The sequence below is a fragment of the Thermosulfurimonas marina genome (genome assembly GCF_012317585.1).
In the GTDB taxonomy this organism is placed as follows: Bacteria; Desulfobacterota; Thermodesulfobacteria; order Thermodesulfobacteriales; family Thermodesulfobacteriaceae; genus Thermosulfurimonas_A; species Thermosulfurimonas_A marina.
In genome coordinates this window covers 1,581,728-1,607,325 of sequence record NZ_CP042909.1, presented here as the reverse complement: position 1 = coordinate 1,607,325, position 25,598 = coordinate 1,581,728, and the positions used below count along the sequence as shown (strand labels likewise).

Annotated in this window: 23 protein-coding genes; 7 read left to right on the top strand and 16 right to left on the bottom strand. The window is 60.4% G+C overall.

Translation table 11 applies throughout. The features are described 5' to 3' along the window. The first annotated feature begins 58 nt into the window (after positions 1-58). The 6 genes from FVE67_RS08355 (at position 59) to FVE67_RS08330 (ending at position 6,101) form a co-directional block, all read left to right on the top strand. A complete protein-coding gene (locus FVE67_RS08355) occupies positions 59-1,000 on the top strand; it encodes a glycosyltransferase family 2 protein (protein ID WP_168720143.1) in 942 nt (313 codons plus the stop codon). Further along, on the top strand, positions 997-1,881 hold the full coding sequence (locus FVE67_RS08350) for a lysylphosphatidylglycerol synthase transmembrane domain-containing protein (protein ID WP_168720142.1): 885 nt from the start codon (positions 997-999) through the stop codon (positions 1,879-1,881). Before FVE67_RS08355 ends, FVE67_RS08350 begins: the two co-directional genes overlap by 4 nt. Beyond that, positions 1,868-2,503 (top strand): MarC family protein, encoded by a 636-nt coding sequence (locus FVE67_RS08345; protein WP_168720141.1) that lies wholly within the window; start codon positions 1,868-1,870, stop codon positions 2,501-2,503. The genes FVE67_RS08350 and FVE67_RS08345 overlap by 14 nt, the downstream gene beginning before the upstream one ends. Before the next feature lie 17 nt (positions 2,504-2,520). Next, positions 2,521-3,552: a histone deacetylase family protein gene (locus tag FVE67_RS08340; protein ID WP_168720140.1), complete on the top strand. Its 1,032-nt coding sequence runs from the start codon at positions 2,521-2,523 to the stop codon at positions 3,550-3,552. Positions 3,553-3,648: 96 nt separating this feature from the next. Continuing rightward, positions 3,649-4,833 carry a pyridoxal phosphate-dependent aminotransferase gene (locus FVE67_RS08335; RefSeq protein ID WP_168720139.1) on the top strand — a complete coding sequence of 395 codons (1,185 nt, stop codon included), beginning with the start codon at positions 3,649-3,651 and terminating at the stop codon, positions 4,831-4,833. A 2-nt stretch (positions 4,834-4,835) separates the two neighbouring features. Continuing rightward, positions 4,836-6,101 carry a phenylacetate--CoA ligase family protein gene (locus FVE67_RS08330; RefSeq protein ID WP_168720138.1) on the top strand — a complete coding sequence of 422 codons (1,266 nt, stop codon included), beginning with the start codon at positions 4,836-4,838 and terminating at the stop codon, positions 6,099-6,101. Here FVE67_RS08330 and FVE67_RS08325 read toward each other — a convergent pair. From FVE67_RS08325 to FVE67_RS08270, 12 genes are all read right to left on the bottom strand, one after another. Continuing rightward, positions 6,098-6,439, bottom strand: a complete 342-nt coding sequence (locus tag FVE67_RS08325) for an energy transducer TonB (protein ID WP_168720137.1) — start codon at positions 6,437-6,439, stop codon at positions 6,098-6,100. The genes FVE67_RS08330 and FVE67_RS08325 overlap by 4 nt on opposite strands. Before the next feature lie 385 nt (positions 6,440-6,824). Then, positions 6,825-7,238 (bottom strand): ExbD/TolR family protein, encoded by a 414-nt coding sequence (locus FVE67_RS08320; protein WP_168720136.1) that lies wholly within the window; start codon positions 7,236-7,238, stop codon positions 6,825-6,827. A gap of 16 nt (positions 7,239-7,254) precedes the next feature. Next, positions 7,255-8,160 carry an adenosylcobinamide-phosphate synthase CbiB gene (cbiB, locus tag FVE67_RS08315; RefSeq protein ID WP_168720135.1) on the bottom strand — a complete coding sequence of 302 codons (906 nt, stop codon included), beginning with the start codon at positions 8,158-8,160 and terminating at the stop codon, positions 7,255-7,257. 11 nt (positions 8,161-8,171) lie between these two features. Next, on the bottom strand, positions 8,172-11,441 hold the full coding sequence (gene carB / locus FVE67_RS08310) for a carbamoyl-phosphate synthase large subunit (RefSeq protein WP_168720134.1): 3,270 nt from the start codon (positions 11,439-11,441) through the stop codon (positions 8,172-8,174). Beyond that, complete coding sequence (locus FVE67_RS08305; RefSeq protein WP_168720133.1) at positions 11,441-13,312, bottom strand: SurA N-terminal domain-containing protein; 1,872 nt, start codon at positions 13,310-13,312, stop codon at positions 11,441-11,443. The genes carB and FVE67_RS08305 overlap by 1 nt, the downstream gene beginning before the upstream one ends. Positions 13,313-13,345: 33 nt before the next feature. Beyond that, on the bottom strand, positions 13,346-14,323 hold the full coding sequence (locus FVE67_RS08300) for a glycoside hydrolase family 3 protein (protein WP_168720132.1): 978 nt from the start codon (positions 14,321-14,323) through the stop codon (positions 13,346-13,348). Then, complete coding sequence (locus tag FVE67_RS08295) at positions 14,320-15,180, bottom strand: molybdate ABC transporter substrate-binding protein (protein ID WP_168720131.1); 861 nt, start codon at positions 15,178-15,180, stop codon at positions 14,320-14,322. The genes FVE67_RS08300 and FVE67_RS08295 overlap by 4 nt, the downstream gene beginning before the upstream one ends. Then, positions 15,177-16,283 (bottom strand): cysteine desulfurase family protein, encoded by a 1,107-nt coding sequence (locus FVE67_RS08290; protein WP_168720130.1) that lies wholly within the window; start codon positions 16,281-16,283, stop codon positions 15,177-15,179. The genes FVE67_RS08295 and FVE67_RS08290 overlap by 4 nt, the downstream gene beginning before the upstream one ends. Beyond that, positions 16,283-17,413 carry a tRNA sulfurtransferase gene (locus FVE67_RS08285; protein WP_168720129.1) on the bottom strand — a complete coding sequence of 377 codons (1,131 nt, stop codon included), beginning with the start codon at positions 17,411-17,413 and terminating at the stop codon, positions 16,283-16,285. Before FVE67_RS08285 ends, FVE67_RS08290 begins: the two co-directional genes overlap by 1 nt. Continuing rightward, positions 17,406-18,317, bottom strand: coding sequence for an NAD(P)/FAD-dependent oxidoreductase (locus FVE67_RS08280; protein ID WP_168720128.1), 912 nt, complete (start codon positions 18,315-18,317; stop codon positions 17,406-17,408). Before FVE67_RS08280 ends, FVE67_RS08285 begins: the two co-directional genes overlap by 8 nt. Next, entirely contained in the window at positions 18,304-18,498 is a 195-nt protein-coding gene (locus tag FVE67_RS08275) for a DNA gyrase inhibitor YacG (RefSeq protein WP_168720127.1), read from the bottom strand. The genes FVE67_RS08280 and FVE67_RS08275 overlap by 14 nt, the downstream gene beginning before the upstream one ends. Beyond that, positions 18,483-19,412: a universal stress protein gene (locus FVE67_RS08270; protein WP_168720126.1), complete on the bottom strand. Its 930-nt coding sequence runs from the start codon at positions 19,410-19,412 to the stop codon at positions 18,483-18,485. Before FVE67_RS08270 ends, FVE67_RS08275 begins: the two co-directional genes overlap by 16 nt. A 72-nt stretch (positions 19,413-19,484) precedes the next feature. Here FVE67_RS08270 and tpx point away from each other — a divergent pair, with 72 nt between their 5' ends. After that, positions 19,485-20,507, top strand: coding sequence for a thiol peroxidase (gene tpx / locus FVE67_RS09630; protein ID WP_210534591.1), 1,023 nt, complete (start codon positions 19,485-19,487; stop codon positions 20,505-20,507). Here tpx and FVE67_RS08260 read toward each other — a convergent pair. Genes FVE67_RS08260 through FVE67_RS08245 form a run of 4 tightly spaced genes read right to left on the bottom strand, consistent with a single transcriptional unit; the run spans position 20,465 to position 25,521 of the window. Continuing rightward, the gene (locus FVE67_RS08260; RefSeq protein WP_168720125.1) at positions 20,465-21,850 is read right to left on the bottom strand and encodes a B12-binding domain-containing radical SAM protein; all 1,386 of its coding nucleotides are present in this window, start codon (positions 21,848-21,850) and stop codon (positions 20,465-20,467) included. The genes tpx and FVE67_RS08260 overlap by 43 nt on opposite strands. After that, positions 21,847-23,754, bottom strand: coding sequence for a transglutaminase TgpA family protein (locus FVE67_RS08255; protein WP_168720124.1), 1,908 nt, complete (start codon positions 23,752-23,754; stop codon positions 21,847-21,849). Before FVE67_RS08255 ends, FVE67_RS08260 begins: the two co-directional genes overlap by 4 nt. Beyond that, positions 23,747-24,595, bottom strand: a complete 849-nt coding sequence (locus tag FVE67_RS08250) for a DUF58 domain-containing protein (RefSeq protein ID WP_168720123.1) — start codon at positions 24,593-24,595, stop codon at positions 23,747-23,749. The genes FVE67_RS08255 and FVE67_RS08250 overlap by 8 nt, the downstream gene beginning before the upstream one ends. After that, a complete protein-coding gene (locus FVE67_RS08245) occupies positions 24,592-25,521 on the bottom strand; it encodes an AAA family ATPase (protein WP_210534590.1) in 930 nt (309 codons plus the stop codon). Before FVE67_RS08245 ends, FVE67_RS08250 begins: the two co-directional genes overlap by 4 nt. Positions 25,522-25,598 lie beyond the last annotated feature (77 nt).

Sequence of the window (25,598 nt, the reverse complement as noted above, 5' to 3'; positions counted from 1 at the left end):
TTATAAAATAGCTAGCTTCTCTTGTCAAGGGCTATCCCCCTCGGTATAGAAGCTAATTATGGATCCGGAAGTGTCCATAGTGATTCCGGCTTACAACGAAGAGGAGGCCCTGCCCCATCTTCTGGAGAGGCTGGCGGAGATCCTGCCCCAGATCCCTCCGGCTGAAGTCCTCATCGTGGACGACGGTTCCACCGATGGCACCCCGGAGATCCTGAAAGATTCCGTGAAGCGTTATCCCTGGCTGCGGGTCCTCATCCTGCGGCGCAATTTCGGCCAGAGTGCGGCCCTGACCTGCGGGCTGGATCACGCCCGGGGAAAGATCCTGGTCACCCTGGATGCCGACCTCCAAAATGATCCTGCAGACATCCCCAAGCTCCTCGACAAATTAAAAGAAGGCTATGACCTGGTCTCCGGATGGCGAAAAAATCGCCAGGATCCCTTCTTTACCCGCAAACTTCCCTCCAGGGTGGCCAACGCCCTCATCAGCCGCATCACCGGAGTGCGCCTCCATGACTACGGCTGCACCCTCAAGGCCTACCGAAGGGAGGCCCTTCAGGGAGTGACGATCTATGGAGAACTCCATCGTTTTATCCCGGTGCTGGCCGATCTCCGAGGGGCCCGGATTGCCGAGGTCCCGGTGCGCCACCACCCCCGCCGCTTTGGAAAGAGCAAATACGGCCTGTCGCGCACCTATCGGGTGCTCCTGGACCTCCTTCTCATGTTCTTCTTCCAGCGCTTCGCCACCCGGCCCCTCCACTTTTTCGGGCTCCCGGGAGGCCTCCTCTTTGGGACCGGCTTTCTCATCGAACTCTATCTTTCCTTCCTGAAGATCTTTGGACACCAACAGATCGGCCACCGGCCCCTTCTCCTCCTCGGAGTCCTCCTCATCCTTACCGGGATCAATCTCGTCTGTACCGGACTTCTGGCCGAGCTTATCATGCGCGCCTATTATGAGGGCAGCGGTCGCCGAACCTACGCCCTCCGGGAAATCCTGCCGTGAAAAAATGGACCAGCTTTCTCTTACGGGTAGGAGTTAGTACCGGGCTCCTGGTCTATCTCCTCCGCCGGGTGGAGGTTTCCTCGCTTGCCGCGGCCCTTCGGGCCTATTCCCCCCTCTGGTGGTTGGCCGGATTTATAGTCTATGCCGCCTTTCAGGCCCTGAGCACCCTGCGCTGGCAGACCATCTGCTCCCACCTGGGGCTCAGACAGTCCTACGGCTTCTTCCTTAAACTTTATTTGGTGAACATGTATTTTAACACCCTCCTTCCCGGACTTATGGGAGGAGACGTGGTGCGCAGTTATTATCTCTATCGAGAGGGATTGCGGGCCCGGGAGTCCGGGGTCAGCGTGATCCTGGATCGCGGGGCCGGACTGGCCGGGCTCTGTTTTATCCTGCTTCTGGCCCTACCCCGGTGGGGGGATTTTCTGCCCCTCCATCTTCGTCGAACCCTTTTTCTGTGGGCGGCTGCGGTGGTGGCCGGAGGGATGGGGCTGACCCTCTGGGCCACCCTTTCCTCCCGGAGGGCCCCCTATCTCGAACCCTTGCGCCTCCCTCAGGCCGGAAAGATCTTTCTCTACGGCCTGGGAGTGCAACTCCTTTATGTACTCCAGTTTGTGGTTATGGCCCGGGGATTGGCCGTGGAGATGCCCGCAAGTGACTTCCTGGTCCTCGTCCCGGTCACCGGCTTCCTGGCCTCGCTTCCGGTGAGCCTGGGGGGACTGGGGGTGCGGGAGGCCTCCCTGGTATATTTTATGAGCCTGCGGGGCGTGCCCCAAGAGAAGGCCCTTCTCCTAGGACTTCTGGTATACTCCACCGTGCTGGTAGGGGCCCTGCCCGGGGCCTATCTTTACTTACGGGGCCTGGGGCGTGTTCGAACTTAAGGTCTTTTTGAAAACTTTTACGGCCCTTTTCGTAATCGTGGATCCGGTGGGAGGTATTCCCCTTTTTCTGTCCCTTACGGAGGGCTATACGGAAAAAGAACGCCGCCTTACAGCCTTTAAGGCCTCTCTGGCGGCCTTTCTGGTGCTGGCAGCCTTTATCTTTCTAGGAGAAAAAATCCTTTCCTTTTTTCAGATCTCTTTGGGTTCTTTCCGGGTGGCCGGAGGGGCCCTTCTTTTCCTGATCGCCCTGGAGATGCTCCAGGCCAAGCCCCGGAGCACCAAAAGCACCCCTCCGGAGGAGGCCGAAAGCCGGCAGAGGGAGGACATCTCTCTGGTGCCCCTGGCGGTGCCCATCCTGGCCGGGCCCGGGGCCATCACCACGGTGATCGTGCTGGCCGGGGGAGAGGATCTTTCTATGAAATTCACCGTCTTAGGCGCCTGCGCCCTGACCTTCCTGGCCACCTTCCTTCTCTTCTCGCAGGCGGCACGCCTGGCCCGCTTTCTGGGAAGAACCGGGGCCAACCTCCTGGTGCGCCTCATGGGACTCCTTCTGGCTGTTATTGCCGTAGAATATATGGTAGAAGGATTAAAAGAGGTCTTTCCGGCCCTCAGGGGTCCCTGAGGGGGAGGAGGTGTGAGATGCAGGTAGGGCTGGTTTACGACGATATCTTTCTGAGGCACCGTCCCGGAGACTATCATCCCGAGCGTCCGGAAAGGCTGGTCAAGATCCGGGAAAGGCTGGCCCAAGAAGACCTGGCCCCTCGGGTGAGCTGGCTCGCCCCCCGCAAGGCCACTAAAGAAGAAATCCTCTGGAATCACAGTGAGGCCCATTACGAAAGGATAGCCGCCACCGCCGGGAAACCTTACGTGCAGCTTGACCCGGATACCGCCACCTCTGAAGATTCCTTTGAGGCGGCCCTTTACGCCGTTGGGGCCCAGTTCGTGGCCCTGGATGAACTCTTTCGGGAGAACTTTTCCTCCGTCTTCTGCCTGGTGCGGCCCCCGGGGCATCATGCCGAATACGATCAGGCCATGGGGTTCTGTCTTTTCAACAACGCGGCCCTGGCCGCCCACTATGCCCTAAAAGTCCTCAAATTCTCCCGTATCCTCCTGGTGGACTGGGATCTCCATCACGGAAACGGCACCCAACGCTCCTTCTACCAACACCGGAAGGTCCTTTACTTTTCCACCCACCAGTTTCCCTATTATCCAGGGACCGGTCGCCTGGAAGAGGTAGGCCACGGAGAGGGCGAAGGCTATACGGTAAATGTGCCTCTTCCCGCAGGCTGTGGGGATGCGGAGTATCTGGCGGTCTTTGAGGAGGTCCTGCGGCCGGTGGCCCGGGCCTTCCGGCCGGAACTGGTGATCGTCTCTGCCGGGTTTGACCCCCACGAGGACGACCCCCTGGGGGGTATGCGGGTCACCTCTCAAGGGTTCGGGGCTCTGGCCCAGGTAATCAAAGAGGTGGCGGAAGAGAGTGCCGAAGGGCGCCTTCTCCTGACCCTGGAGGGAGGCTACAGCCTTACCGGACTTGCCGAAAGCGTGGCCCGGGTAATTCGGGTCCTTTCCGGGGACGGAAAGCCGGAGATAAGGGGGGAACCCTCCGCCAAATTCCGAGAATACTTAGAAGACGTTAAGCGCTTTTTCAGCCGTTACTGGCCTCTTTCCTAACCGCAAGACCCGGGAGCTCTCCCCCTCCAGTCTTTATTTTTGCCCACTTTTGTAATAAAAGAACATCCGGAAATCCTGGACCCAAGGAGGAAGCTCGTGATCGCCACCCAGATCAAAGGCTATCTGGAAAGGGCCTCCTGGATAAGGAAGATGTTTGAAGAGGGGGCCCGGCTTAAGGCCCAATACGGGCCCGAACGGGTCTGCGATTTCAGCCTGGGCAATCCCGATGTGCCTCCCCCCCCGGAGGTGCGCAAGGCCCTAGAGGAGATCCTGGCGGAGGATCGTCCGGAACTCCACGCCTATATGCCTAACGCCGGCTTTCCCTTCGCCCGAGAGGCCATGGCCCGCAAGGTAAGCCGCGAGCAAGGGGTGTCGGTCTCTGCGGAAGAAGTGGTTCTCACCTGTGGGGCCGCCGGGGGGCTCAACATCATCTTCAAGACCCTGCTTGAGCCCGGAGACGAAGTGGTCTTCCCCTCGCCTTTCTTTGTGGAATACGTCTTTTATGTGGAAAATCACCGGGGGGTGCCCCGACCGGTAGCCACTCGCGAGGACTTTTCCCTGGACCTGGAAGCCCTGGAAGCGGCTATCGGGAAAAAGACCAAGGCCGTTCTCCTGAACTCTCCCCACAATCCCACGGGTAGACTCTATCCGGAAGAAGACCTGGCGGCCCTTTCCGAACTCTTGCGGGGGAAGAGCCAGGCCCTAGGCCGGCCCGTCTACCTGGTCTCCGACGAGCCCTACCGTAACCTGGTCTTCGACGGAAAGCGTACTCCGACGATCTTCCAGCATTACGAAGCCAGTTTCGTGGTGGGGAGCTTTTCCAAGGAACTAAGCCTTCCGGGAGAACGGATCGGCTTTGTGGCCGTACACCCGGAAATGCCGGGAAAGGAAGAAATTCTGGCCGCCCTCATCTTGGCCAACCGCATCCTGGGCTTCGTTAACGCCCCGGCTCTGGCCCAGCGTATCGCCGCCCGGTGTGCGGAGACCCTGGTGGAAGTCTCGGTCTATCAGCGCCGGCGGGATCTTCTCTGTGAAATTCTGGCCGAAGCGGGCCTGGAATTCGTGCGTCCGGAAGGGGCCTTTTACGTCTTTCCCAAGACCCCGGTGGATGATGTGGAGTTCTGTCGGCTGCTTCAGGAAGAGCTTATTCTGGCCGTGCCCGGACGGGGCTTCGGGGCCCCGGGGCACATTCGCCTGGCCTTCTGCGTTGACGAAAGGGTGATTGAAAGGTCCCGCGAGGGTTTTAAGCGGGCCGTAGAAAAAGCTCGGAAGGGAGGTTAGGGATGTATCAGCCGCGTCTGGAGACCATGCCCCGTGAAGAACTGGAAAGACTCCAACTGGAGCGTCTGCGCCGGACCCTGGCCCATATCCAAAGGAACAATCCCCGCTACGCCCAGAGATTTTCCGGAATAGCCCCGGAGGACCTGCAGGATCTCTCGCAGGTAAAAGAACTCCCCTTCATCACCAAGGATGAATTGCGGGAGGCCTATCCCTTGGGCCTGGCCTGTGCTCCCAAGGAGGCCTTCGTACGTTTTCATATGTCTTCCGGGACCACGGGCACCCCGGTCATTAATCCTTACACCCGGGCGGATGTGGAACAGTGGGCGGAAATCATGGCCCGGTGTCTGGCCGCGGCAGGAGTGACCGCTGCGGACGTGCTCCAGATCACCCCGGGATTTGGCCTTTTCAATGGAGGCTTCGGCTTCCACTACGGGGCCGAACGCCTCGGCTGCTTTGTGGTGCCCATCGGCCCGGGCCGCACCCTTATGCAACTTAAATTCATCAAGGATTTCAGGACCACGGCCCTGGGAGCCATCGCCTCCTACCCCCTGCGCCTTATCGAAGTAGCCCGGGAGGAGGGTTTTGACTTTCGGGAGACCGCCCTCCGGGTGGGCATCTTCGGAGCCGAGGTCTGGAGCGACGAGACCCGCCGTTACATCGAAGAGGCCATGGGCATCGAGACCTTCGATATCATCGGCATGACCGAGACCGGAGGCGTAGGCCTGGGTATAGACTGCCGCGCCCATGAGGGGATCCACGTCTGGGAGGATCACTATCTGGTGGAGATTGTGCACCCGGAGACCGGAGAGGTCCTACCGGACGGAGAGGAGGGGGAAATGGTGGTCACCACCCTTACCCGGGAGGGCCTTCCTCTCATCCGTTACCGCACCCGGGACATCACCCGCATCCTCTCTCGGGAGCGTTGCAGCTGCGGACGCACCATGCTCCGGGTGGACCGCATCAAAGGTCGCACCGACGACATGCTCAAGGTCAAGGGGGTAAACTTCTACCCCCGACAGATCGAAGAAATCCTCATGCGACATCCGGAGACCACCCCCGAATATCTCATCCGCATCGGAAAACGCGCCGGAAAGGACTTCGTGGAGATCCTGGTGGAGTGCCGCCAGCGCGACGAAAGTCTGCGGGAAAAACTGGCCGAAGAGATTTACAATTTCCTGGGCTTCCACGCAGAGGTAAAACTCCTTTCCGAAGGGGAACTTCCCCGGCATCCGGGCAAGGCCAAACGGGTGGAAAGGGTGGAGGGCTAGCTCAGGCCCTCGGGCCGAAAAAGGACCCGGATCTCCAGGGGTCTTCCGGGGGGAGGATAGGGACTGGCCGCCTTAAGGGCGGCCTCCACCGCCCGGTCAAAAAGGGGATTCCCGGAAGAGCGGAGGAAGCGATACCCGAGAAGTTCCCCGGTGGACGAAAGACGCAACACCACCAGGGCCGAAAGATCTCTGCGACCGGAAAGGGAGGCCGGAATTTCCCAAAAGCTCTGAAGATGGGTCCTTAAAAGGGCCCCGAAGTTTTCAGGGATCTCTCTCCCCCCTCCGGAGGCCTCTTTCTGGGAAACCTCCTTCTTGAGCGCTTCCAATCTCCGACGCAAAGAGAGCTCCGCCAGACGCTCCTCCAGGAGCCTTTCCTCCCCGGCAGCTACTTCTGTTCCAGTATTTTTTATTTTTTTTCGTTTATTAGCCCAATTGTGTTTAACTATTGAAGCTTTTTTTGAAATCACTTTTTTTCTTCTGGGGGCCCTTCGGGTCCTTTTCTTTTGGGAGAGGACCTTTTTTCTTTTAAGGGATTTTTGGGGCTTGGAAGGGGGCTTCTTTTCCGGGCGGGAAAGACTCAAGGGAGAGCTTTTCGGAGGAGATTTCACCTCCAGCCGGGCCAAACGTATTTCTACCGTCCGGGGTTGGGGTTTAGTAGCCAGCCCTCGGGTAAAGACTCCCAGAGCCAGGAGGTGGAGGACCAGGCTCAAAAGGAAAAATTTTTTAAGACCCTTCATGCTCCAGGGGTTGGGTCACCAGGGCCACGGAGGTGATGCCTGCGGCCGAGAGTTCTCCCAGGACCCGGGCCACTACCTCGTAGGGCACACGACGGTCGGCCTGGAGCTGGACCTCTTTAATGAGGCCGGCGGAGCGGGCCTCCGCAAGCCAGCGGGAAAGCCTTTTTAGAGAAAGGACCTTCCGGCCCACCAAGATCTTCCCCTCCCGGGTGATCACAATCACCAGAGGCTTTCCGGTAGCCTGCAGTTCTCCCGCCTGGGTCTCGGGGAGGTCTACCTTAAGGCCGGTGGTAAGAAGGGGCGCGGTGATCATAAAGATGATCAAAAGGACCAGCATGACATCCACCAGAGGGGTCACGTTGATCTCGGAAAGGAGTCCTTTTCGGGAAATCCCGGCCATATCTTATAGCATAACCTCAAAAGAAAAAGACCAAAAGCGCCGTAGCCAGGGCCCAAAGGGCCGCTAGGCGAGTGAGCCGCAGGGCGCAAGAATAATCCTCCAGACGGGGAGCCCGCAGCCCTTCCCCGAGCCAGGCCCGCTCCTCCCACCCCCGGGGATAGGGAATGGGGCCTCCCAGGGAAATACCCAGGGCTCCGGCTAAGGCAGCCTCCGGCCAGCCGGCGTTGGGGGAAGGGTGGGCCGGGGCGTCCCGCAGGGCCACCCGCAGGGTCTCGAAAAAGGAACCTCCGCAAAAGGGAGCCGCAAGGGCTAGAAAAACCGCAGAAAGCCGGGCCGGGACCAGATTCAGAAGATCATCCAGACGGGCTATAGGCCAGCCGAAGGCCCGATAAGGACCGTAAGGATAGCCGAACATAGAATCTAGGGTTTCCACCACCTTGTAAAAGGCCGTCCCGGGAAGTCCGCCCACCACATACCAGAAAAGCGGGCCACAGAACCCGTCGTTGAAATTTTCGGCCAGGGTCTCCAGCGCCCCGCGGATCACCCCGGTCTCATCCAGAAGTTCCACCCGACGGGAGACCAGATACCGCAGGCGCTTGCGGGCCGCAGAAAGCCCCTCCCCCTTCAGGGCCTCAAAGACCTGGCCCACCTCTCTTTCCAGAGAGGTCAAGGCCAGAAAATAAAAGAGCCACAGGGGTTCAAGCCAGGGGACCCCCTTTACCGAGCCCCAGACCAATCCCACAAAAAGTCCCCCGCAGAAAAAGAGGGTCAAGAGCCCTCCCAGGGCCCTTAAAGATTTGAAAACCCGGAAGCCCGCTTCTCCTAAAAACCCGATGAGTCTTACCGGATGCCCGAAGGAGGGATCTCCCAACAGGCGATCAAGGAGCACCGCTAGGAGAAGATAAAGGCCCCTTCCTCCCACGCCTGGCAAGCTTAAAGAAGACCCCGGCGGGCGTAGTAACAGTCCGGAATCTCGCGGTAGTAATCCTGAAGGGCCCGCACCCGGAAACCTCCGATTTCTTTGAGGCGGCGGATGGCGCAGGCCATAGCCCGGGCCCCGGAGATGGTAGTGGCGTAAGGGATGTCAAGTTCCATGGCGTAGCGCCGGATGAGATAGGCGTCCTCCCGGCTCACCTTGCCTTCCGCAGTGTTGATCACCAGGTGAATCTCGCCGTTTTTAAGGTAATCCACAGCGTTGGGTCTCAGGCCTTCGGAAATCTTGGGGATCACCCGGGCGGAAAGTCCGCAACTGCGGAGATACTCCGCCGTGCCCCGGGTGGCCAGGATTTCAAAACCCGCCTCCGCTAAGGTCCGGGCTACCTCCACCACCTTGTCCTTGTCCCGGTCTTTCACGGAGATAAAGACCCGTCCCTCGGTGGGCAGCCGCATTCCGGCCGCAAACTGGGCCTTGGCGTAGGCCAAGGGGAACTCCCGATCGATCCCCATGACCTCTCCGGTGGATTTCATCTCCGGGCCCAGCATGACGTCCACCCCGGGAAAGCGCCGGAAGGGAAAGACGGCCTCCTTGACCGAAAGGTGCCGGGGTTCGATCTCCCGGGTAAAACCCAGGCTTTTCAGACTTTGGCCCAGCATGATGCGGGTGGCCAGGCGGGCCAGCGGCACCCCGATGGCCTTGGAGACAAAAGGCACCGTACGGCTGGCCCGAGGATTGACCTCCAGAACATAGAGTTCCCCGTCCTTGATGGCGTACTGCACATTCATGAGGCCCACCACTTGCAACTCCCGGGCCAGGGCCCGGGTGGCCTCCTTGATCTCCTCGATGAGGGGAGAGGGAATATGGACCGGAGGGAGCACGCAGGCCGAATCCCCGGAGTGCACCCCGGCCTCCTCGATATGTTCCATGATCCCGGCCACCACGGTGATCTCTCCGTCGGAGATGGCGTCCACATCCACCTCGGTGGCGTCCTCCAGGAACTTGTCGATGAGGACCGGGTGTTCGGGGTTGACCTGCGCGGCCTCGGCCATATAACGCCGCAGCTCCTCTTCGGAATAGACGATCTGCATGGCTCGGCCCCCGAGAACATAGGAGGGCCGCACCAGTACCGGATAGCCGATTCTTTCCGCCACCTCCACCGCCTCTTCCACGGTAAAAGCCGTGCCGGCCGGGGGCTTCTTGAGCCCCAGCTTGTCCAGCAGTTCCACAAAGCGCTCCCGGTCCTCGGCCCGGTCGATGCTGTCCGGGGAGGTCCCCAGAATGGGCACCCCGGCCCGGGAAAGAGGCACCGCCAGATTGAGCGGAGTCTGCCCCCCGAACTGCACAATGACCCCCTCGGGCTCCTCCTCTTCATAAATGTTGAGCACATCCTCCAGGGTGAGAGGCTCAAAATAGAGGCGGTCGGAGGTGTCGTAGTCGGTGGAGACGGTCTCTGGATTGGAATTCACCATGATAGACTCGATCCCCATCTCTCGCAGGGCAAAGGAGGCGTGCACGCAACAGTAATCAAATTCGATTCCCTGGCCGATGCGGTTGGGGCCTCCGCCCAGGATCATGACCTTGCGCTTTTTAGAACTGCGGGCCTCGTTTTCCACCTCGTAGGTGGAGTAATAATAAGGGGTATAGGCCTCAAATTCCGCGGCACAGGTATCCACCAGCTTGTAGGTGGTTCGGACCTCCAGGGAAAGACGCCGGCGGCGCACCTCTTCTTCCGAGGAACCGGTAAGAAAGGCGATCTGGCGATCGGAAAACCCCGCCTGCTTGAGTTCCCGCAGATCTTCGGCGGAAAGGTCGGAAAGCGCGCGCCCCCGGTAACGATCTTCAATCTCCAGGATCTCCGCCAGTTGCCAGAGGAACCACCGGTCGATCCGGGTGAGTTCATAGATTTCGTCTACGGAAAAGCCGGCCCGTAAAGCCTCCCGCAGGAAGAAGATGCGCTGGCTGTTGGGCCGGGCAAGCTTTTCCACAAGGAGTTCCCGGGGAAGGACCTCTCCCCGATCCGAAGGGGACTTTCCGTCGGCCCCGAACCCGAAACGCCCAATCTCCAGTCCCCGCAAGGCCTTCTGCAGGGCCTCTTTAAAGGTGCGCCCGATGGCCATGGTCTCCCCCACCGAGCGCATGGAAGTGGTGATCTCGTCCCGGGTCTCGGGAAATTTTTCAAAGGTAAACCGGGGGCATTTCACCACCACGTAGTCGATGGTGGGCTCAAAGGCGGCCTTGGTCTCCCGGGTAATGTCGTTGGGAAGTTCATCCAGGGTATAGCCCACGGCCAGCTTGGCCGCCATCTTGGCGATGGGGAAGCCGGTGGCCTTGGAGGCCAGAGCCGAAGAGCGGGAGACCCGGGGATTCATCTCGATGACCACCATTTCCCCGGTCTCCGGATGAATGGCAAACTGGATATTGGAGCCCCCGGTCTCCACCCCAATCTCCCGGATGACCGCGATAGCCGCGGTCCGCATACGTTGATATTCGCGATCGGTCAGAGTCTGGGCCGGAGCCACGGTGATGGAGTCCCCGGTATGCACGCCCATGGGGTCGAAGTTCTCGATGGAACAGATGATGACCACGGAGTCCTTGCGGTCGCGCATGACCTCGAGTTCGAACTCCTTCCAGCCCAGAACAGACTCCTCCAGCATGACCTGATGGATCAGGGAAAGCTCTAGCCCCTGCTCCACGATCTCTCGCAACTCCTCAATGTTGTAAGCCACACCGCCCCCGGTCCCTCCTAGGGTGAAACTCGGCCTTATGATGAGGGGAAAGCCGATCTTGCGGGCCGCGGACTCGGCCTCCGAGAGGCTGCGCACGATCTCGCTCCGGGGGACCTTAAGACCGATGCGGGCCATGGCCTCCCGAAACTTTTCCCGGTCTTCGGCCTTTTCGATGACCTCGGCCTTGGCCGCCAGCAACTCCACCCCATAGCGTTCCAAAACCCCTCGACGGGAAAGCTCAAAGGCCAGATTAAGCCCGGTCTGTCCTCCCAGGGTGGGAAGAAGGGCGTCTGGCCGTTCCTCTTTGATGATCTCCGTAAGGACCTCCGGAGTTAAGGGCTCGATGTAGGTACGGTGAGCCATCTCCGGATCGGTCATGATGGTGGCCGGGTTGGAATTCACCAGGACCACCTCGTAGCCCTCCTCCCGCAGGGCCTTCACCGCTTGGGTGCCGGAATAGTCGAACTCACAGGCCTGTCCGATAACGATGGGACCAGAGCCGATGATGAGGATTTTTTTAAGGTCCGTACGCTTGGGCATTACTTGGGCCACTCCTTCAAGAGTTTTACCCGGGCCTTCCGGCGCAGATCCTCGTACCAGGCCCGATAAAAGGCCGCCTTTTTCTGCTGACGGAGAACGTGTTTTAAGGTCTCAAATTCCTTTTGGTCTATCTCTTTAGGATTTTCGATTCGAAGGACCCTTGCGAAATAGCAGGCCTTCGCCCCGCAGGCCGGCTCTTTCAACCAGCCCCCTTCCCCCCTTCCCAGAAGGGCCCTTCCCAAGGCCTGAGGGAGGTCTCCAGCCAAAAGTTCTTTCCGGCTCAAAGTCCTCTTCCGGAAGCGATATCCCTTAGCCTTTAAAAATCTTTCCGGGGAGCTTCCTTTTAGGGCCGTCTCTAGCAGGTCCTTGGCCTTCTTGCGACAGAGTTCCGCAGCCTTCTCCCTCCTGAAGTCCCGAAGGACCTCCTTGCGAGCTTCTTTAAAAGTAAGAAGCCTTTCGGGGTCCTTCTTTTTGACCTGAAAGAGATAGACCGCCTCCTGGTGCTCGATGGGGGCCGAGATTTCTCCCTCATCCAGGGCCAGGGCCGCCTCCAGAAGGTCCTTATCGGTGAAAGGTTTGGCCGGTTTTTCCCGGGTAAAAAACGGGGTTTCCTTGAGAGAAAGGCCTTCCTTGCGGGCCGCGGCGGCCAGATCCCCAGAAAGTACGGCCTCCTGATAGATCTTGTCCGCTACCTCGAAGGCCTTCTCCCGGGCCTTGCGGGCCAGGAGTTCTTTTCGGAGTTGGGCCTTCACCTTGGCAAAGGGTTTGGGCCCTGCGGGACGAATATCTTCGATCATAAAAAGGTAATATCCTCCCGGGCCTTCCACCGGCCCCACGATCTCTCCCTTGGCCGCAGAAAAGACGGCCTCTTCCGCCGCCGGGAAGAGTTCCCCCGCCTTGACCCACCCCAAAAGCCCTCTGGAGGCCGCCAGAGCCCGGTCTCGGGAGTATTTCCGGGCCAGACGTTTGAAATCTTCGGGGCCTTTGATCTTCTTGAGGAGCCCTTCGGCCTCTTTCAGGGCCTCGGCCTTCTTCCCCGGGCGGGCCCGAACAAAGATCTCCCGCACCTTCCGGGCCTCGGGCTCCATAAAGCGTTCCTTCTCGCTCTCGTAATAGGCCCGCAACTCCTCCTCGGTCACCGAGACTCCCTTTTCGTACTCACGGTAGGGGAAAAGGAGATAGACCAGTTTTATCCGGGAGGGGGCCCGATAGCGACTGCGGTGCTCTTCAAAATAGGCCTTAAGCTCCTTCTCGCTGGCCTTTACTTCTCCTTCACAACTCTCATAGGGGACGGCGGCGTAAGAAAAGGTGAGCTTTTGATTTTCAAAACGATAGCGCTCCTCCACCTCCGGGGTGGGGGCCAGGATGGCCGCGGTGAGAAAGTGTTTGATCCGGGCCTCCAGAAGATCCGCGCGCACGTTTTCTTCAAAGTCCTTGGGAAGCAATCCCAAATCCCGGAGGACCGCCCGGTAACGTCGGAAGCTGAAACGCCCCCCTTCCTGAAAGGCCGGAAGCTGGGCGATGGCCAGTCGCACCTCTTCCGGATGCACCGAAAGCCCCATCCGCTCGGCCGCTTCCTCCAAAAGTCTGCGTTTCACTAGCTCTTCCAGGACCTGCTCCCGAAAGTGCAACTTCTCCAGAAACTCGTCATTTAAAGATTCCCCAAACATCTGTCGGAGTTGACGATAGCGGAATTCGTAGAGGGTCTGGTATTCCCTTACCGTAATGGGCCGGCCGTTGACCGTGGCCAGGACATCTACCCGCGAGGCCCGAAAGGTCCCCACCCCCCAGAAGACGAAAACCAGAATGATAATGGCAAAGAGGATCTTGACCGCGGTAGACTGTGCCCCCTTGCGCAAAAAGTCGAGCATACGGGCCTCCTTTTTCTATGCGGGGTCGGCCTATTATAACGAAGCTTCGAAGGAGGAAAAAGTCTTGAGAAAGCTCTTCTGACGGCCCTCAAGGACCACAAGCCTTTCCCGCAACACCCGGCTGGCCTCCACTTCCCTGGAAAGGGCTTCTAAAGGCTCAATTATTTCCCGCACCTCCACGGCTATCAGCCAGAGGTCGTGCCCGGAAAGGAGGGCCTCAAGAAGCCTTTCGGCGAGCTCCCAAGCGGAAAGGGCCCCCATGGCAAGATCGTCGGTAAGGACCAAACCCCCAAACCCCAAATCCTCGCGCAGGATGCGCAGGGCCCTTTCCGAAAAGGTGACCGGCCTCGGGTCCCAAGCCTCCACCACCAGATGAGTGGTCATCACTAGGGGGACCCCGGCTTCTGTCGCCCGTTTAAAGACCCGGAGTTCGGCCTCCGAGGGGCTTTCCTTTTGCGGAAGTTCCCGATGGGGATCCGGGAAAACCCCGCCGAGGCCCGGAAAATGTTTGGCACAGGGAAGGACCCCCGCTTTCAGGTGCTCCCGAATAAAGACCTCCGCAAGTTCCCCTACCCTTTCGGGGTCCTCTCCAAAGGTTCTTTCCCGGAGCCAGTCCGGGGCCTCCTCTCCGGCCAAATCCACCACCGGGGCCAGATTAACGTTGAGCCCCAGAGCCTTGAGCCCCCGGGCTATCTCCTGGGAAATACGGGAAACCTCCTCCGGCCCCTTTCGGGCTAGCTCATAGGGAGCAGGGTAGTCCGGAAGAAGCGGCGGCCCAATGCGCTGGACTCGGCCTCCCTCCTGGTCCACCATAAAAAACCCCTTAGGCGGCCCCAGTCCCAGGCGACCGAGCTCCTCCCGCAAGGTGCAAATGGCCTCCGCCTCCTCAAAGTGCCGGGAAAAAAAGATCAAATGCCGCAGACCAAAATCTCTGAGGATCTCTCGCTCCTCCGGAGTGATCTCCGCTCCGGAAAGGGTGGGGACCAGAAAGGCGGAAAGTCTGCGGATCATCCCTCAAAACCGTATGAGGCGTAGATCTCCCGAGCCCGAGGGGTAAGAAGAAAGTCTCTAAAAGCCTGGGCCAGGGAATTCTGCGCCGCCTCTCGATGAAGGGCCACCTGGTATTCGTTCTTTACCGCCGCACCTTCAGGAAATTCCACGTAGTCAAAGAGAGGCTCGGCGAAAAAGCGCGGGTCCTGATAGTAGCGGGCGAAATGATAGTAAAGAGGGGCCACGTCCGCCAGGCCGTGATAGAGAAGGGCCGGGATTTCCCGATGATGGATCTGACGACTCTTGAGGGCCTCGCGCTCTATCTTTTGGGAAAGGCCCGGAACATGTCTGAGGGCCGAGATATAAGTCCGGTAAGAATTGACCTCGGTTTCCGGATTGGAGATAGCCAGGCGCACCTCGGGTCGCAGGAGGTCCTCCGGCCCGGAAATCCCCAGGGGATTTCCCTTCTGGACCACCAGTACCACTCCCCGATTGCGGACAAAGGTCCGGGGCTCGGTAATTAGTCCGGCTTCGAGAAGGCCGGACATGAACTCCGGGGGGCCCATGACCACCTGAGGTCTTACGGAAAGCACAAGGTTGCCCACGGCCAGCTCTCCTCCCTCCACCAGGGGGCGAAAACGGGGAGGAGGAAGGGTCACGTAAAAGACCTCTACGGGGCGCCCCAAGGCCTCTTGAAAGGCCCTCAGCAATTCCGGGATGACCATGAACTGATTGCCTTCCATGACTACGATCAGTTCCGCCCGGCAGGGATCGCCGTGAAAGTCATAGACTATGTTCGAGCCCGGCAAAAAGAGTCCCCTTGCGGGGTCCCGTCCTGGATCCAGGGGCCATGGTAGAAAGAGGGCTTCCTTCCTCATCGCAGGGCCTCATTTAATAGGTCTAGAGCCCGGTCGAGATCCTCCCGGGTGGTAAAGCGGCCCAAGGAAAAGCGGATGGTCCCCTGAGCCAGCTCTGGAGGCACTCCCATGGCTGAAAGCACATGAGAGAGGGCCTTTCGGCGGTCGTGACAGGCCGCCCCGGTGGAGGCGCAGAGCCCCTCGGCCCGGGAAAGAATCTCCGAGGCCGCACGCCCGGGAAAGGCCACGGAAAGGGTGTTGGGGAGGGTGCGGTCCGGATCCCCATGACGGACCACTTGCGGTTCGATCTCTTGCAGGCCTTCCCAGAGATACTCCCGGAGGGCCTTCTGCCGTTCGGCCTCTGCCGGAAGGTCCAGAAGAGCAAACTCTGCCGCTGCCCCTAAGGCTGCGCACAAGGGCACCGGCTCCGTTCCCGGACGCAACCCCCTTTCCTGCCCGGCCCCGTGCATTATCCGGGAAAGGGCTATCCCGCGGCGCACATAAAGGGCCCCGATCCCTTTGGGGGCGTACATCTTGTGTCCGGCAAGGGTCAAAAGATCCACCCCTAGGCTTACCGAGACCGGAATCTTGCCCACGGCCTGAGCGGCATCGGTATGAAAGAGGACCCCGGCCTCCCGACAGATCCGGGCGATCTCCGCCACGGGCTGGAGGGCCCCGGTCTCGTTATTGGCCAGCATCACCGAAACCAAAATGGTCTCCGGCTTAAGACGCCGGCGCACCTCCTCCGGATCTACATAACCCTGGCCGTCCACCGGCAGGAAGTCCACGGAAAAACCCTGCTCCAGGAGTCGCAGGGCCGGCTCCAGCACCGAGGGATGCTCGATACGGGAGACCAGGATATGCCCCGAGCCCCGGGAAAGGGCTACCCCCATGAGGGCCAGGTTGTTGGCCTCTGTGCCCCCGGAGACAAAGATGATCTCCTCGGGCTGAGCCCCAAGAAGGTCCGCCACCTGCCTCCGGGCCTCCTCCAGGACTTCCCGGGCCCGGCGGCCGGCCGCATGCCCGGAGCCGGGATTCCCAAAGGCTTCTGTCGCCGCCCGGCGAAAGGCTTCCAGCGCCTCGGGAAGGACCGGTGTGGTAGCGTTATAGTCCAGATAGACCATCAACCTTTCCTTGACAAAATTTTCCTTTCGATCTTTTTAACCCTTTTCCGGATCGCGGGCCAGAGGCTACCCAGGGTCTCCGGACGGGAACGGGGAAGGGTATGGGGATGATCCGGGGCCCAGGGGCAGGCCGGCAGTCTGCGGAAGGCGGCCTCCTTAAGCCCCAGCGCGGAAAGCCTTTCGAAGACCTCTTCCTTGTTTAGCCCCAGAAGAGGGCGCAGAAGGGGAACTCCTGCCGCCCGGGCGGTAAAAAGCAGGGCCGGAAGGGTCTGGCTGGCCTGCTCCCCCAAGATCTCTCCCGTGGCCACCACCGAAAACCCTTCCTGAGAAAGAATCTCTCCGGCCAGACGCAACATGGCCGCCTTGCAGAAAAAGCACCGCTCCCGGGTCGCCACCCGGGAGGCAATGAATTCCAAAGCCTCTCGAAACTCCACCTGAAAGAACTCCACGGCCATCTCCGGAAAGAAGAAGGCCACTTCCCGGACAAGTTCCTGTACCGCCTCCGCCCGGCCAGCCTCTCCGTCGTCGAAAAAGATGAGGGCGGGAAGAAGCCCCCGGCGCAGGAGAAAAAGGGTAGCCAAGAGGGAGTCCGGGCCTCCGGAAAAAAGCACCAGGCCTCGTCCCGAAGCCCCCGGGGGAAATCCCCCCAGGGCCGGCCGAGGATTGATCAGGTAAAAGAGCCGCCACCGCCGGACCTCCAGGCGGATTTCAAGCCGTTCTGGAGGATAATTGTCCCAGGAGGAAAGGTTTCTTCGGGCTTCCTTTTCGAGGAGTTCCAGGAGGGCCCGTTTTTGGGCCAGGGCTTCGGAGAAGGACTCCCGGGGCTCAACCCGATCCACATAGACCACATAGGTAAAGGGCCGCTCCGGAAGAAGCGTCGGGTCCCAGGTCTCCCGAAAATATCCCCAACGACCGAAACCCGCCTGGGTGGCCAGGAGTCTTTCCAGGTCCCGGGGGCCGGAAAGGAGAATCCGGCCCCAAAAGGGTTCTACCTTGGGGGAAAGCCCCAGGACCCCGGCCCGGGTAAGAAAGCTCTTGAGGGTTAACTCTTCCAAGGCCCGACGAGTGGCCGGGGCCTTGATCCCTATCTCCCCGGAAAAGCTTACTAGATAGGTTTCCGTATCAGGCACCGGCGGCCCGTTTCTTTTCCGCCAGCCAATCCGCAGCCGCAAGGGCGGCCACACAGCCCTCCCCTACGGCCTTGGCCACCTGAAAGGGAGGGCCGGTGACATCCCCGGCGGCAAAGACTCCGGGGACATTGGTGGCCTGTCGACGATCAACCTGGATGTAACGCATGTTTTCCGGATCCAGGGCCACGCCCAGGGCGGTGGCCAACTCCAGGGCCCCCTTGGCCCCCTCCTCGAAAAAGACCCCTTTTACGGAGAGCACTTCTCCGGTGGAAAGTCGGAGTCCGGTTACGGATTCCTCGCCCAGGACCTCTTCGGCCCGAGCCCGATGCCAGATGACCGGCGAGGCCTTGAGTTCCCGGCGCAGGGCCTCGGAGACCCGAAGATCTTCCGCTACCAGGTGGACTTCGGAGGCGATCTTCGAGAGGGTAAGGGCTCCATGGACGGCGGCACTCCCCTCCCCCACCACCGCCACCGGCTCGCCCCGGAAGAAAAACCCGTCGCAGTCCACACAATAGGAGACCCCTTTGCCCACCAGAGGGTCTTCCCCTTTAATCTTCTTTTTGCGCCGGCTCACCCCCAGGGCCAGGATAAGGGCCCCGGCCCGAATCTCCTCCCCTCCTTCAAGTTTCACCCGGAAGCCCTCCGGGTCCATCTCCAGGGCGACCACGTCCTCCGGGCGGTGTTCGGCCCCAAAGCGCAGGGCCTGCTCCAGACCCGTGCGCAGCAGTTCCTCCCCGGAGACCTTTCCCGAAAGACCAAAATAGTTCTCCATATGGGCCCGAAAGAGGGCGCTGGCCTCAAGCTTTCCCAGAACCAGGGTCCGGAGCTTGCGCCGGGCGGCATGGATGGCCGCCTGTAATCCTGCCGGCCCGCTTCCCACAATCACCAGGTCATAGTTTTTCATCCTCCACCTCCTCCGGTTCTTCCTCCAGGACCTCCCGAGGCATGGAGATACGATAATCCTCTGAGAGCCAGTGATCCAGATCCACCAGTTTGCAGCGTGCGGAACAGAAGGGCCGGTAAGGGTTGCCTTCCCAGGACACCCGTTTTCCGCAGACCGGACACCGGATCAGCTTACCAGCCATACCGCCCGATCCTTGAGGGTGGCGATGATCTTGGAGGAGACCGACCCTAAAAGGAGGCCCTTAAAGCCCCCTCTTCCCCTCCGGCCCACCACCACCGTGCCGTAGCCTCCCCGGCGGGCCTCCTTTAAGATGGCCGAGGCCGGGCCAAAAAGTGAACGCACAATCTTCACCCGTACCCTCTCCGAAGGAAACCCGCTCTTTTCAAAATGCTCCCGGGCCCTCTCGAAAAAGGCCTGGGCCTCCTCCTCTTCCGCTTTCACCAGCTCCCTTTCCATCTCCTTTAGGGTCTTCGTCCGAGGCCCCGGGCCGGTCCAGGGATAGACGGCATGAAAAAGGGTGATTTCTACTTGAGGATCTCCCGCAAAAATAAAGGACACGTGATCCACCACCCGAAAGCCCGGCCCTCCGAGATCTACCGGGACCAGGACCTTGTGGTTCCAGGCCTTTCCGGCCACCATCCACACCGGACACGGGGCATGCTCGGCCAGCTTGTAAGAGACACTCCCCATGAAACCCTGGGTGGTGCGGGAAAGCCCTCGTCGGCCCACCACTATGGCATCGTAGCGGCCGGATTCCGCCTCCCGAATGATCTCGTAAGCCAGGTCCCCGGTCTGGAGACAGACCCGGAGATCCACCTTCTCTTTGGGAAAGACGGCCAGAAGCTCCCGTCCCCTTTCGGCTACCCTTCGGGCTTGGGCCAGATTTTCGGAGACCGCCTTTTCGAAAAGCTCCTCCCTTTCCAAAAAGGAACGCCCCCCTCCAGACTGCAGGAGATAGGAAGGGGGCTTCCGGGCAATCACGCAGACGGTGATCTCAAAATCTCTCCGGTGGCCGAAGACCTGCCCCAGATACTCCGCGGCCTTGCGGGAGGGAGTGGTGCCGTCATAGGCCAAGAGAACTTTTTTGGGAAGCATCCTTTACCCCTGGCGCTCAAACTCCATCAAACTTATTATGAAAACAAGATCTTTCAAAGGAGGGAAAAGCCCATGGAAAGGGTCCTTATCTTGAGTGCCGATCAGTTTGAAGACAGTGAGCTCCTGGTGCCTTATTATCGCCTCAAGGAGGCGGGCCTGGTGCCCCTTATAGCCTCGGTGGAGAAGAAAAAGATCAAGGGCAAACGGGGCTATGAGGTGGCCGTAGATCTCACGGTGGAGGAGGTGCACCCTGAAGAATTCCGGGCTCTGGTCCTTCCCGGGGGCAAGGCTCCGGCCAAACTCCGGGAGAACCCTCGGGTACTGGAGATCGTCCGGGAATTCGCCCGGCAGGGAAAGCCTCTGGCGGCCATCTGTCATGGCCCCCAGATCCTGGCCGCAGCCGGGCTCCTTTCCGGACGCCGGGTCACGGCCTACCCTAAAATCCGTGAAGAAATAGAGGCCGCAAGGGCGGAATTCGTGGACGCCGAGGTGGTGGTGGACGGAAACCTCATCAGCTCGCGTGTGCCTGCGGATCTTCCGGCCTTTTTACGGGCCCTCATGGAAAAGCTCACCGGAGCCCCGGAAAGGCCCGGGGCGGTAACCTTTCAGGGCCGCCCCCTCACCCTAGTTGGCCCCGAACTCAAGGTGGGAGACCCGGCCCCGGATTTCACCCTGGTGGACCAGGATCTCCGTCCGGTATCCCTCAAGGATTTTTCCGGAAAAATCAAAGTCCTCAGTGTGACCCCCTCCCTGGACACTCCGGTCTGCGACCTTCAGGCCCGGCGCTTCAATCAGGAGGCCGCGGCCCTGAGCCCAGAGATCGTAGTCCTCAATGTGAGCGTAGATCTGCCCTTTGCCATCGCCCGCTTCTGTGCCCAGGCCGGGATCGACCGGGTGCAGGCCCTTTCCGACTACCGCGAGCGGGCCTTCGGTCGGGCTTACGGACTGCTCATCAAGGAACTCCAGCTTCTTTCCCGGGCGGTCCTGGTGTTGGATCAAGAGAACCGCCTAAGGTACTTCGAACTGGTGCGCGAGATTACCCAGGAGCCGGACTATGCCGCAGCCCTTTCGGCGGTGCGGGCCCTGAGTTCCTGAAAGAATTCCCGGTTTTCCTCCTCCCAGCGCTTGACGAAACGCCGTCCCATAAAGCGGAGATAAGCCCCGTACTTGTCTCCCCGGAGGAGGAAACGCAGGGCCTCCCGCAGACTGTAAAACCGGGCATGCAGCTCGGCGGAAAGCTCCTGAAGACGCAGAGGGCTGAGATTCCGGGGCTCGAAGACCACATGATGTCCGTCGTAAAGCTCCCAGCGGTAGTCGAAGATCCGCCCCTCCTTACGATAGTTTTCGAAGAGCTTGGAGCCCGGAATAGGGGTCAGGATGAGGAACTGGGCGGAGTCCAGGCGCACGCGGCGGGCAAAATCCAGAGTGGCCCAAATGGTCTCCTCGGTATCGGTATCAGCCCCAATAACGAACATGCCGTGCACCCGAATGCCGTAGCGGTGCAGGGTCTCCACCCCTTCTAGAATTTCCTGGTAGGTGATCCCCTTACGGAAGGCCTTGAGAGTCTCCGGATTTACGGACTCAAGCCCGATATAGACCACGAAACAGCGGCTGCGGCGCATGAGCTCCAGGAGCTCCCGATCCCGGTAAATGTCGATGCGCACCTGGGAGGACCATTCTCCACGGAACCCCCGGCGCACCATCCCTTCAAGGAGGGCCTTGGTGCGCTCCAGGTTGGCGGCAAAATTGTCGTCATAGATAAAAACGTGCTGGCCGGGCTCGATGCGGGAAAGCTCCTCCAGGACCAGTTCCGCAGACCGGAAGCGGTATTTGCGGCCGAACATGGCAATTACCGAACAGAAGACGCATCCGTAAGGGCAGCCCCGGGAGGTGGCCGTAGGATAGATCCGCAACCTTTCCGGACTCACTCCGGGCACCAAGGAAAAATCGGGAATAGGAAGGTCGTCCAGCGAGGCAAGGGCCTTACGCGGGGGGTTATGGATCTTTTCACCGTTTTTTCGAAAGGAAAGGCCGGCAATACCTTCAAAGCCTCCGCCGTCCTGGAAGGCTTCTACCAATTCCACCAGGGTCTCCTCCCCCTCTCCCCGGACCACGAAATCCGCATAATCCAGGGCCTCATCCGGGAGAAAGGTCACGTGTGGCCCCCCCATGACTACCGGTTTTCGGAATTCCTCCCGAATACGCCGGGACCAGGCATAGGCCCGGGGGGCCGTGGGGGTAATGGTGGAGATCAAGACCAGATCCGCCTCCCGGAGGGCCGACTCCGAGACCGGTCCCCATTCCTCAAGAAAGACCGTGACCTCGTGGCCCCGGTGGCGCAGAATGGTCCCCAGAAGGGGCATGGCCAAACGGGGGAGTTTGAAGGCCGAAAAGACATGCGTGTGCGGATTGCGGGGCTCAATACAGACGATCCTCATAGTTTGAAAGGCCTTTTCTTTTTGAAGGACTTTAATCCCTGAGAGACCTCAATGTCAAGGCGGGCCCGAAGGTTTTCAAGGAGTTCCTGCTGGGCCTTGCGGGTCTTTTCCTGGCCGTAGGCCTCCCGATAGTAAAGTTCCACAAAACGGGAAATTTCTTGAGAAAGGTGGGGGAAGATCCGGCAGAGGCGCTCCGCATAAGTCTTGAGGGTTTCGCCCGGAAGGCGCGCCAGGCCCCTTCTTTCAAAGAGGCACAGAAATTCCTCAACCGGACTCCGGGGCCTGGGGCGGCGCCAGAGAAGGATTCCCAAAAGGGGCAGAACGAGGAGGAGAGCCGCTTGCGGCCAGAGGTGAGGGTGCCAAGCCGAACGGGGAAGGCCCTCAAGCCCCCGGCCCACCTTCAAAAAGAGCCGGCGCTGTTTCAGAAAGTCATATTCCAGGACCCAGTAGTACCACTTGAATTCCAGATAATCCCAGAGGAGACGCCAACGGGAAGGAGGGACTTGGATCCCTCCCGAGGCCGGGGTGGGGTCCACCGAAAGCCAGCCCCGGGCGGGATCAAAGTATTCCACCCAGGTGTGGGCCTGGTTCTGCCGGAGGAGGTAATAGCCTCCCAGGGGGTTCCACTCGCCTCCGGCATAGCCTCCCACCACCCGGGCCGGAATACCCAGGGTGCGCAGGAGGAAGGTGAGCGCCCCGGCAAAATACTCGCAATGTCCCTTACGGGAGGAAAAAAGGAACCAGAGGAGGGGTTCTCCCCGGGGCTTTCCCGGAGAAAGGGTATAAGTGTAGTGTTTCTGGAGATAGGCCACCGCCGCGGCCACGGTCTCCGGGAGGGAGGTCCGCCGCAGGCGTAAAGCCAGCCCTACCAGGGCCCGGCGGATCTCCGGGGGCACATAAAGAAATTCCTCCGGGGGAAGATCTGCGGGATAAGGACCTAAGCGGCCTTTAAGGCGGTATAGGCTTGGCTCCAGGACCTCCTCCCGGGTACGGACCAGTCCCTCGGAAAGCACCTCCGCCTGAGGCCCCTTGAGGGTAGCCACCTCCAAGGCGTAGCCCGGCACAGGAAGCCCCCGCCCGAGGGCCTCCGGGAGGACCTCCACCTCGAAATCCGCGGGCTCGTTTCGCCCCCTTTTGCGCCTGGGAAGCCGGCTCTCCCAGACCCCTTGCCGATAGACATTGTACACATAAATCCGAAAGTAGGGCCTTTGGGGGCGCCTTCCTCGAAGCCAGCGCACCCGGAAGGCCACGGCCTGATCCTCTTTGAGGGCCGAAATCTCCCCCGGAGCCACCCGATCAGAGACCCCGGTGAGACCGCGGCCCCGGGCCAAGGAAAAGAGGGTGAACCGGGCTCGGGGGAGAACCAGGAAATAAAAGCCCGAAAAGAAAAGGACCGCCACCGAGGCCCCGAAAGAAGCCAAGGCCAAGGCTTTAGCGGAGGGCTCCGGAAGTCTCGAGCTCTCCCGGGAGGCAAAGAGGAAAAAGAGCCCGGAAACGGTAAGTAAGACCTCAAGGAAAAAGACTCCGGCATAGAGAAGATCAAAGCGCAGAAGGGCTGCTCCCACCAGAAGGAGGGTATTTAGCAGAAAGCTCTGGAGGAGGTCCCGGGGAGTGCGCGGCCCCAAAAATTTGGCCGTCTGAAGGACCAAAAGAAATCCCGAAAGCACGGGAATCAGGGTCTCCACCGAAAGACGAAGCACGGTATAGGCCAGGGCCGGAAGGGCGAGGAGGGCCTGGATCCTCAGAGAAAGCTCCCGCCGCTCGCGGAAGAGGGCCGCGAGCCCGAGGAGGCCGCAGAAGAAAAAGTAGGCCGGGGGGATCTCCCGGAAGACGAGTAAGCCCGGGAGGAAAAAGCCCGCCAGAGCACAGAGATAGGCTATATTTAAGGGACGGACCTCACGCACAGGCCAGGGCCTCCAGGAGCCGTCGGCGCTGATCCGGACCGCGGCCCGGGGCGATCTCTAGCCCCGGAAGCCTCAAGCCCACGGAAAGCCCCCGGGATAGTCCTTCGAGCACCGCCCCGGTGGCCCGGCAAAGGCCCTCCTCGTCGAAACCCTGCGAAAGATCGAGGACTAGGCTCTCCCCGCCCTCTCCCCGAAATTCCTTGGCCAGGAGGCGTCCGCGAAGGGCCGAGGCCCGCCAGGCGATCCTCCCTGCAGGTTCCCCCTCCCGGAAAGGACGCAGCCCCCAGAGGTCCTCCGGGGCCTCTTCTGGCCCGGAGGCCCCCTCCCCGGAGCCCAGGAAGCGGGCCCCGAAACGGCCCCCTTTGAGCGGACGGGGATAGACCAGAAGATCAAGATCCAGAGGAATCCAGCGGATGCGTACGAAAAAACCCAGGGGATAGGCCGAGGAGATCCGAAGTCCCTTGAGAGGGACCCTCCCTCGCCTGGGAAATTTCAAAAAGAGTTTTCCCTCAAACTGTCGCCGGAAATAGGGACACCGCAGGCCCCCTCCTTCTCCCTGAAGATGCAGAAAAAATACCGGGAAAGGAGGCCCGTAAAGACGGACCCGGAAAGGGGCCGGCAGCCCGGAAAAGACCTCCTCCGGGGGCTCGATCTCCACCCGCACCAGGGCCAGGTTCCAGAAGGAAAGGAGACCGGAGACGGTCATAAGACCCAGGAGGGCCGAAGTGCACAGATAAAGGAGGTTGTTTCCGGTATTGACCGCGGCCAGGGCCACCGCCAGGGTGAAGGCGATAAGAAGCCCGCCGGGAAGAGTGATCCTTACCTGATAGCGCCTTTTCACAGAGGAACCGGCACCCTTTCCAGAAATTCCACCAGAAGGGTCTCCCGGACCTCCGGGGAGAGTTCCTCCCGGGGAAGGAGCCGGTGATAGGCCACCGGCAGGAAGACGGCCTGAACGTCATCGGGCACCACATAGTCCCTTCCCCGAAGAAAGGCCAGGGCCCGGGCCGCAGCCTTCAAGGCCAGCAGACCCCGAGTGGAAAATCCGAAACGGAAGGTCCGACTGCGGCGGCTGGCCTCCCCCAGATTGAGGAGATAATCGAGAAGTTTCTCCGAGACCCGCACCTGACGAGCGGCCTCCTGCAGGGCCCGGGCCTGAACGGGATCGGCCAGAGGTTCAAGCCCCCGGGCGGTCTCGTAAAAGCCATCGGCCGCCAGCACCGCCCGCTCTTCCTCCCGCGGGGGGTAGCCCAGGGAAAGACGCATGAGAAAACGATCGAGCTGAGATTCGGGAAGGGGATAGGTCCCGTAAAGATCGAGGGGATTCTGGGTGGCGATCACGAAAAAGGGTCGGGGAAGCTCGTAGGTGCGCCCGCTTACCGAGACCCGACCCTCGGCCAGGGCCTCCAGAAGGGCGCTCTGGGTGCGGGGACTGGCCCGGTTGATCTCGTCGGCCAGGAGCACATGGGTAAAGACCGGACCCGGACGGAACTCAAAGCGTCCTTCTTCGGCCCGCCAGACCTCGGCCCCCAGGATGTCTGCCGGAAGGAGATCGCTGGTGAATTGCACCCGCCGGAATTCACACCCCAGGGCCCGGGAAAGGGCCAGGGCCAGGGTGGTCTTTCCGGTGCCGGGGAGATCTTCAAGAAGAAGGTGTCCTCCGGCCAGAAAAGAGACCAAGGCCAGTTCCACCTCCCGCTCCTTTCCCCGAAGGATCCCCTGGAGGGTGGTCAAGATCCGATGGCAAAGTTCCTTTTCCTCGGACACGCCTTAAGTTTACCTGCAAAATCCCTTCCCCTCCATAAGATTCCTTGGAAAAGAGGGCCTCTGGAGTTAAAATGTAG

What these genes read in the sequence shown, in the direction of transcription:
- carB (WP_168720134.1), bottom strand. Translation starts at nt 11,441, where the DNA reads ATGCCCAAGCGTACGGACCTTAAAAAAATCCTCATCATCGGCTCTGGT.
- FVE67_RS08275 (WP_168720127.1), bottom strand. Translation starts at nt 18,498, where the DNA reads ATGGCTGGTAAGCTGATCCGGTGTCCGGTCTGCGGAAAACGGGTGTCC.
- FVE67_RS08340 (WP_168720140.1), top strand. Translation starts at nt 2,521, where the DNA reads ATGCAGGTAGGGCTGGTTTACGACGATATCTTTCTGAGGCACCGTCCC.
- FVE67_RS08300 (WP_168720132.1), bottom strand. Translation starts at nt 14,323, where the DNA reads ATGATCCGCAGACTTTCCGCCTTTCTGGTCCCCACCCTTTCCGGAGCG.
- FVE67_RS08295 (WP_168720131.1), bottom strand. Translation starts at nt 15,180, where the DNA reads ATGAGGAAGGAAGCCCTCTTTCTACCATGGCCCCTGGATCCAGGACGG.
- FVE67_RS08260 (WP_168720125.1), bottom strand. Translation starts at nt 21,850, where the DNA reads ATGAGGATCGTCTGTATTGAGCCCCGCAATCCGCACACGCATGTCTTT.
- tpx (WP_210534591.1), top strand. Translation starts at nt 19,485, where the DNA reads ATGGAAAGGGTCCTTATCTTGAGTGCCGATCAGTTTGAAGACAGTGAG.
- FVE67_RS08320 (WP_168720136.1), bottom strand. Translation starts at nt 7,238, where the DNA reads ATGGCCGGGATTTCCCGAAAAGGACTCCTTTCCGAGATCAACGTGACC.
- FVE67_RS08330 (WP_168720138.1), top strand. Translation starts at nt 4,836, where the DNA reads ATGTATCAGCCGCGTCTGGAGACCATGCCCCGTGAAGAACTGGAAAGA.
- FVE67_RS08305 (WP_168720133.1), bottom strand. Translation starts at nt 13,312, where the DNA reads ATGCTCGACTTTTTGCGCAAGGGGGCACAGTCTACCGCGGTCAAGATC.
- FVE67_RS08270 (WP_168720126.1), bottom strand. Translation starts at nt 19,412, where the DNA reads ATGCTTCCCAAAAAAGTTCTCTTGGCCTATGACGGCACCACTCCCTCC.
- FVE67_RS08290 (WP_168720130.1), bottom strand. Translation starts at nt 16,283, where the DNA reads ATGGTCTATCTGGACTATAACGCTACCACACCGGTCCTTCCCGAGGCG.
- FVE67_RS08280 (WP_168720128.1), bottom strand. Translation starts at nt 18,317, where the DNA reads ATGAAAAACTATGACCTGGTGATTGTGGGAAGCGGGCCGGCAGGATTA.
- FVE67_RS08355 (WP_168720143.1), top strand. Translation starts at nt 59, where the DNA reads ATGGATCCGGAAGTGTCCATAGTGATTCCGGCTTACAACGAAGAGGAG.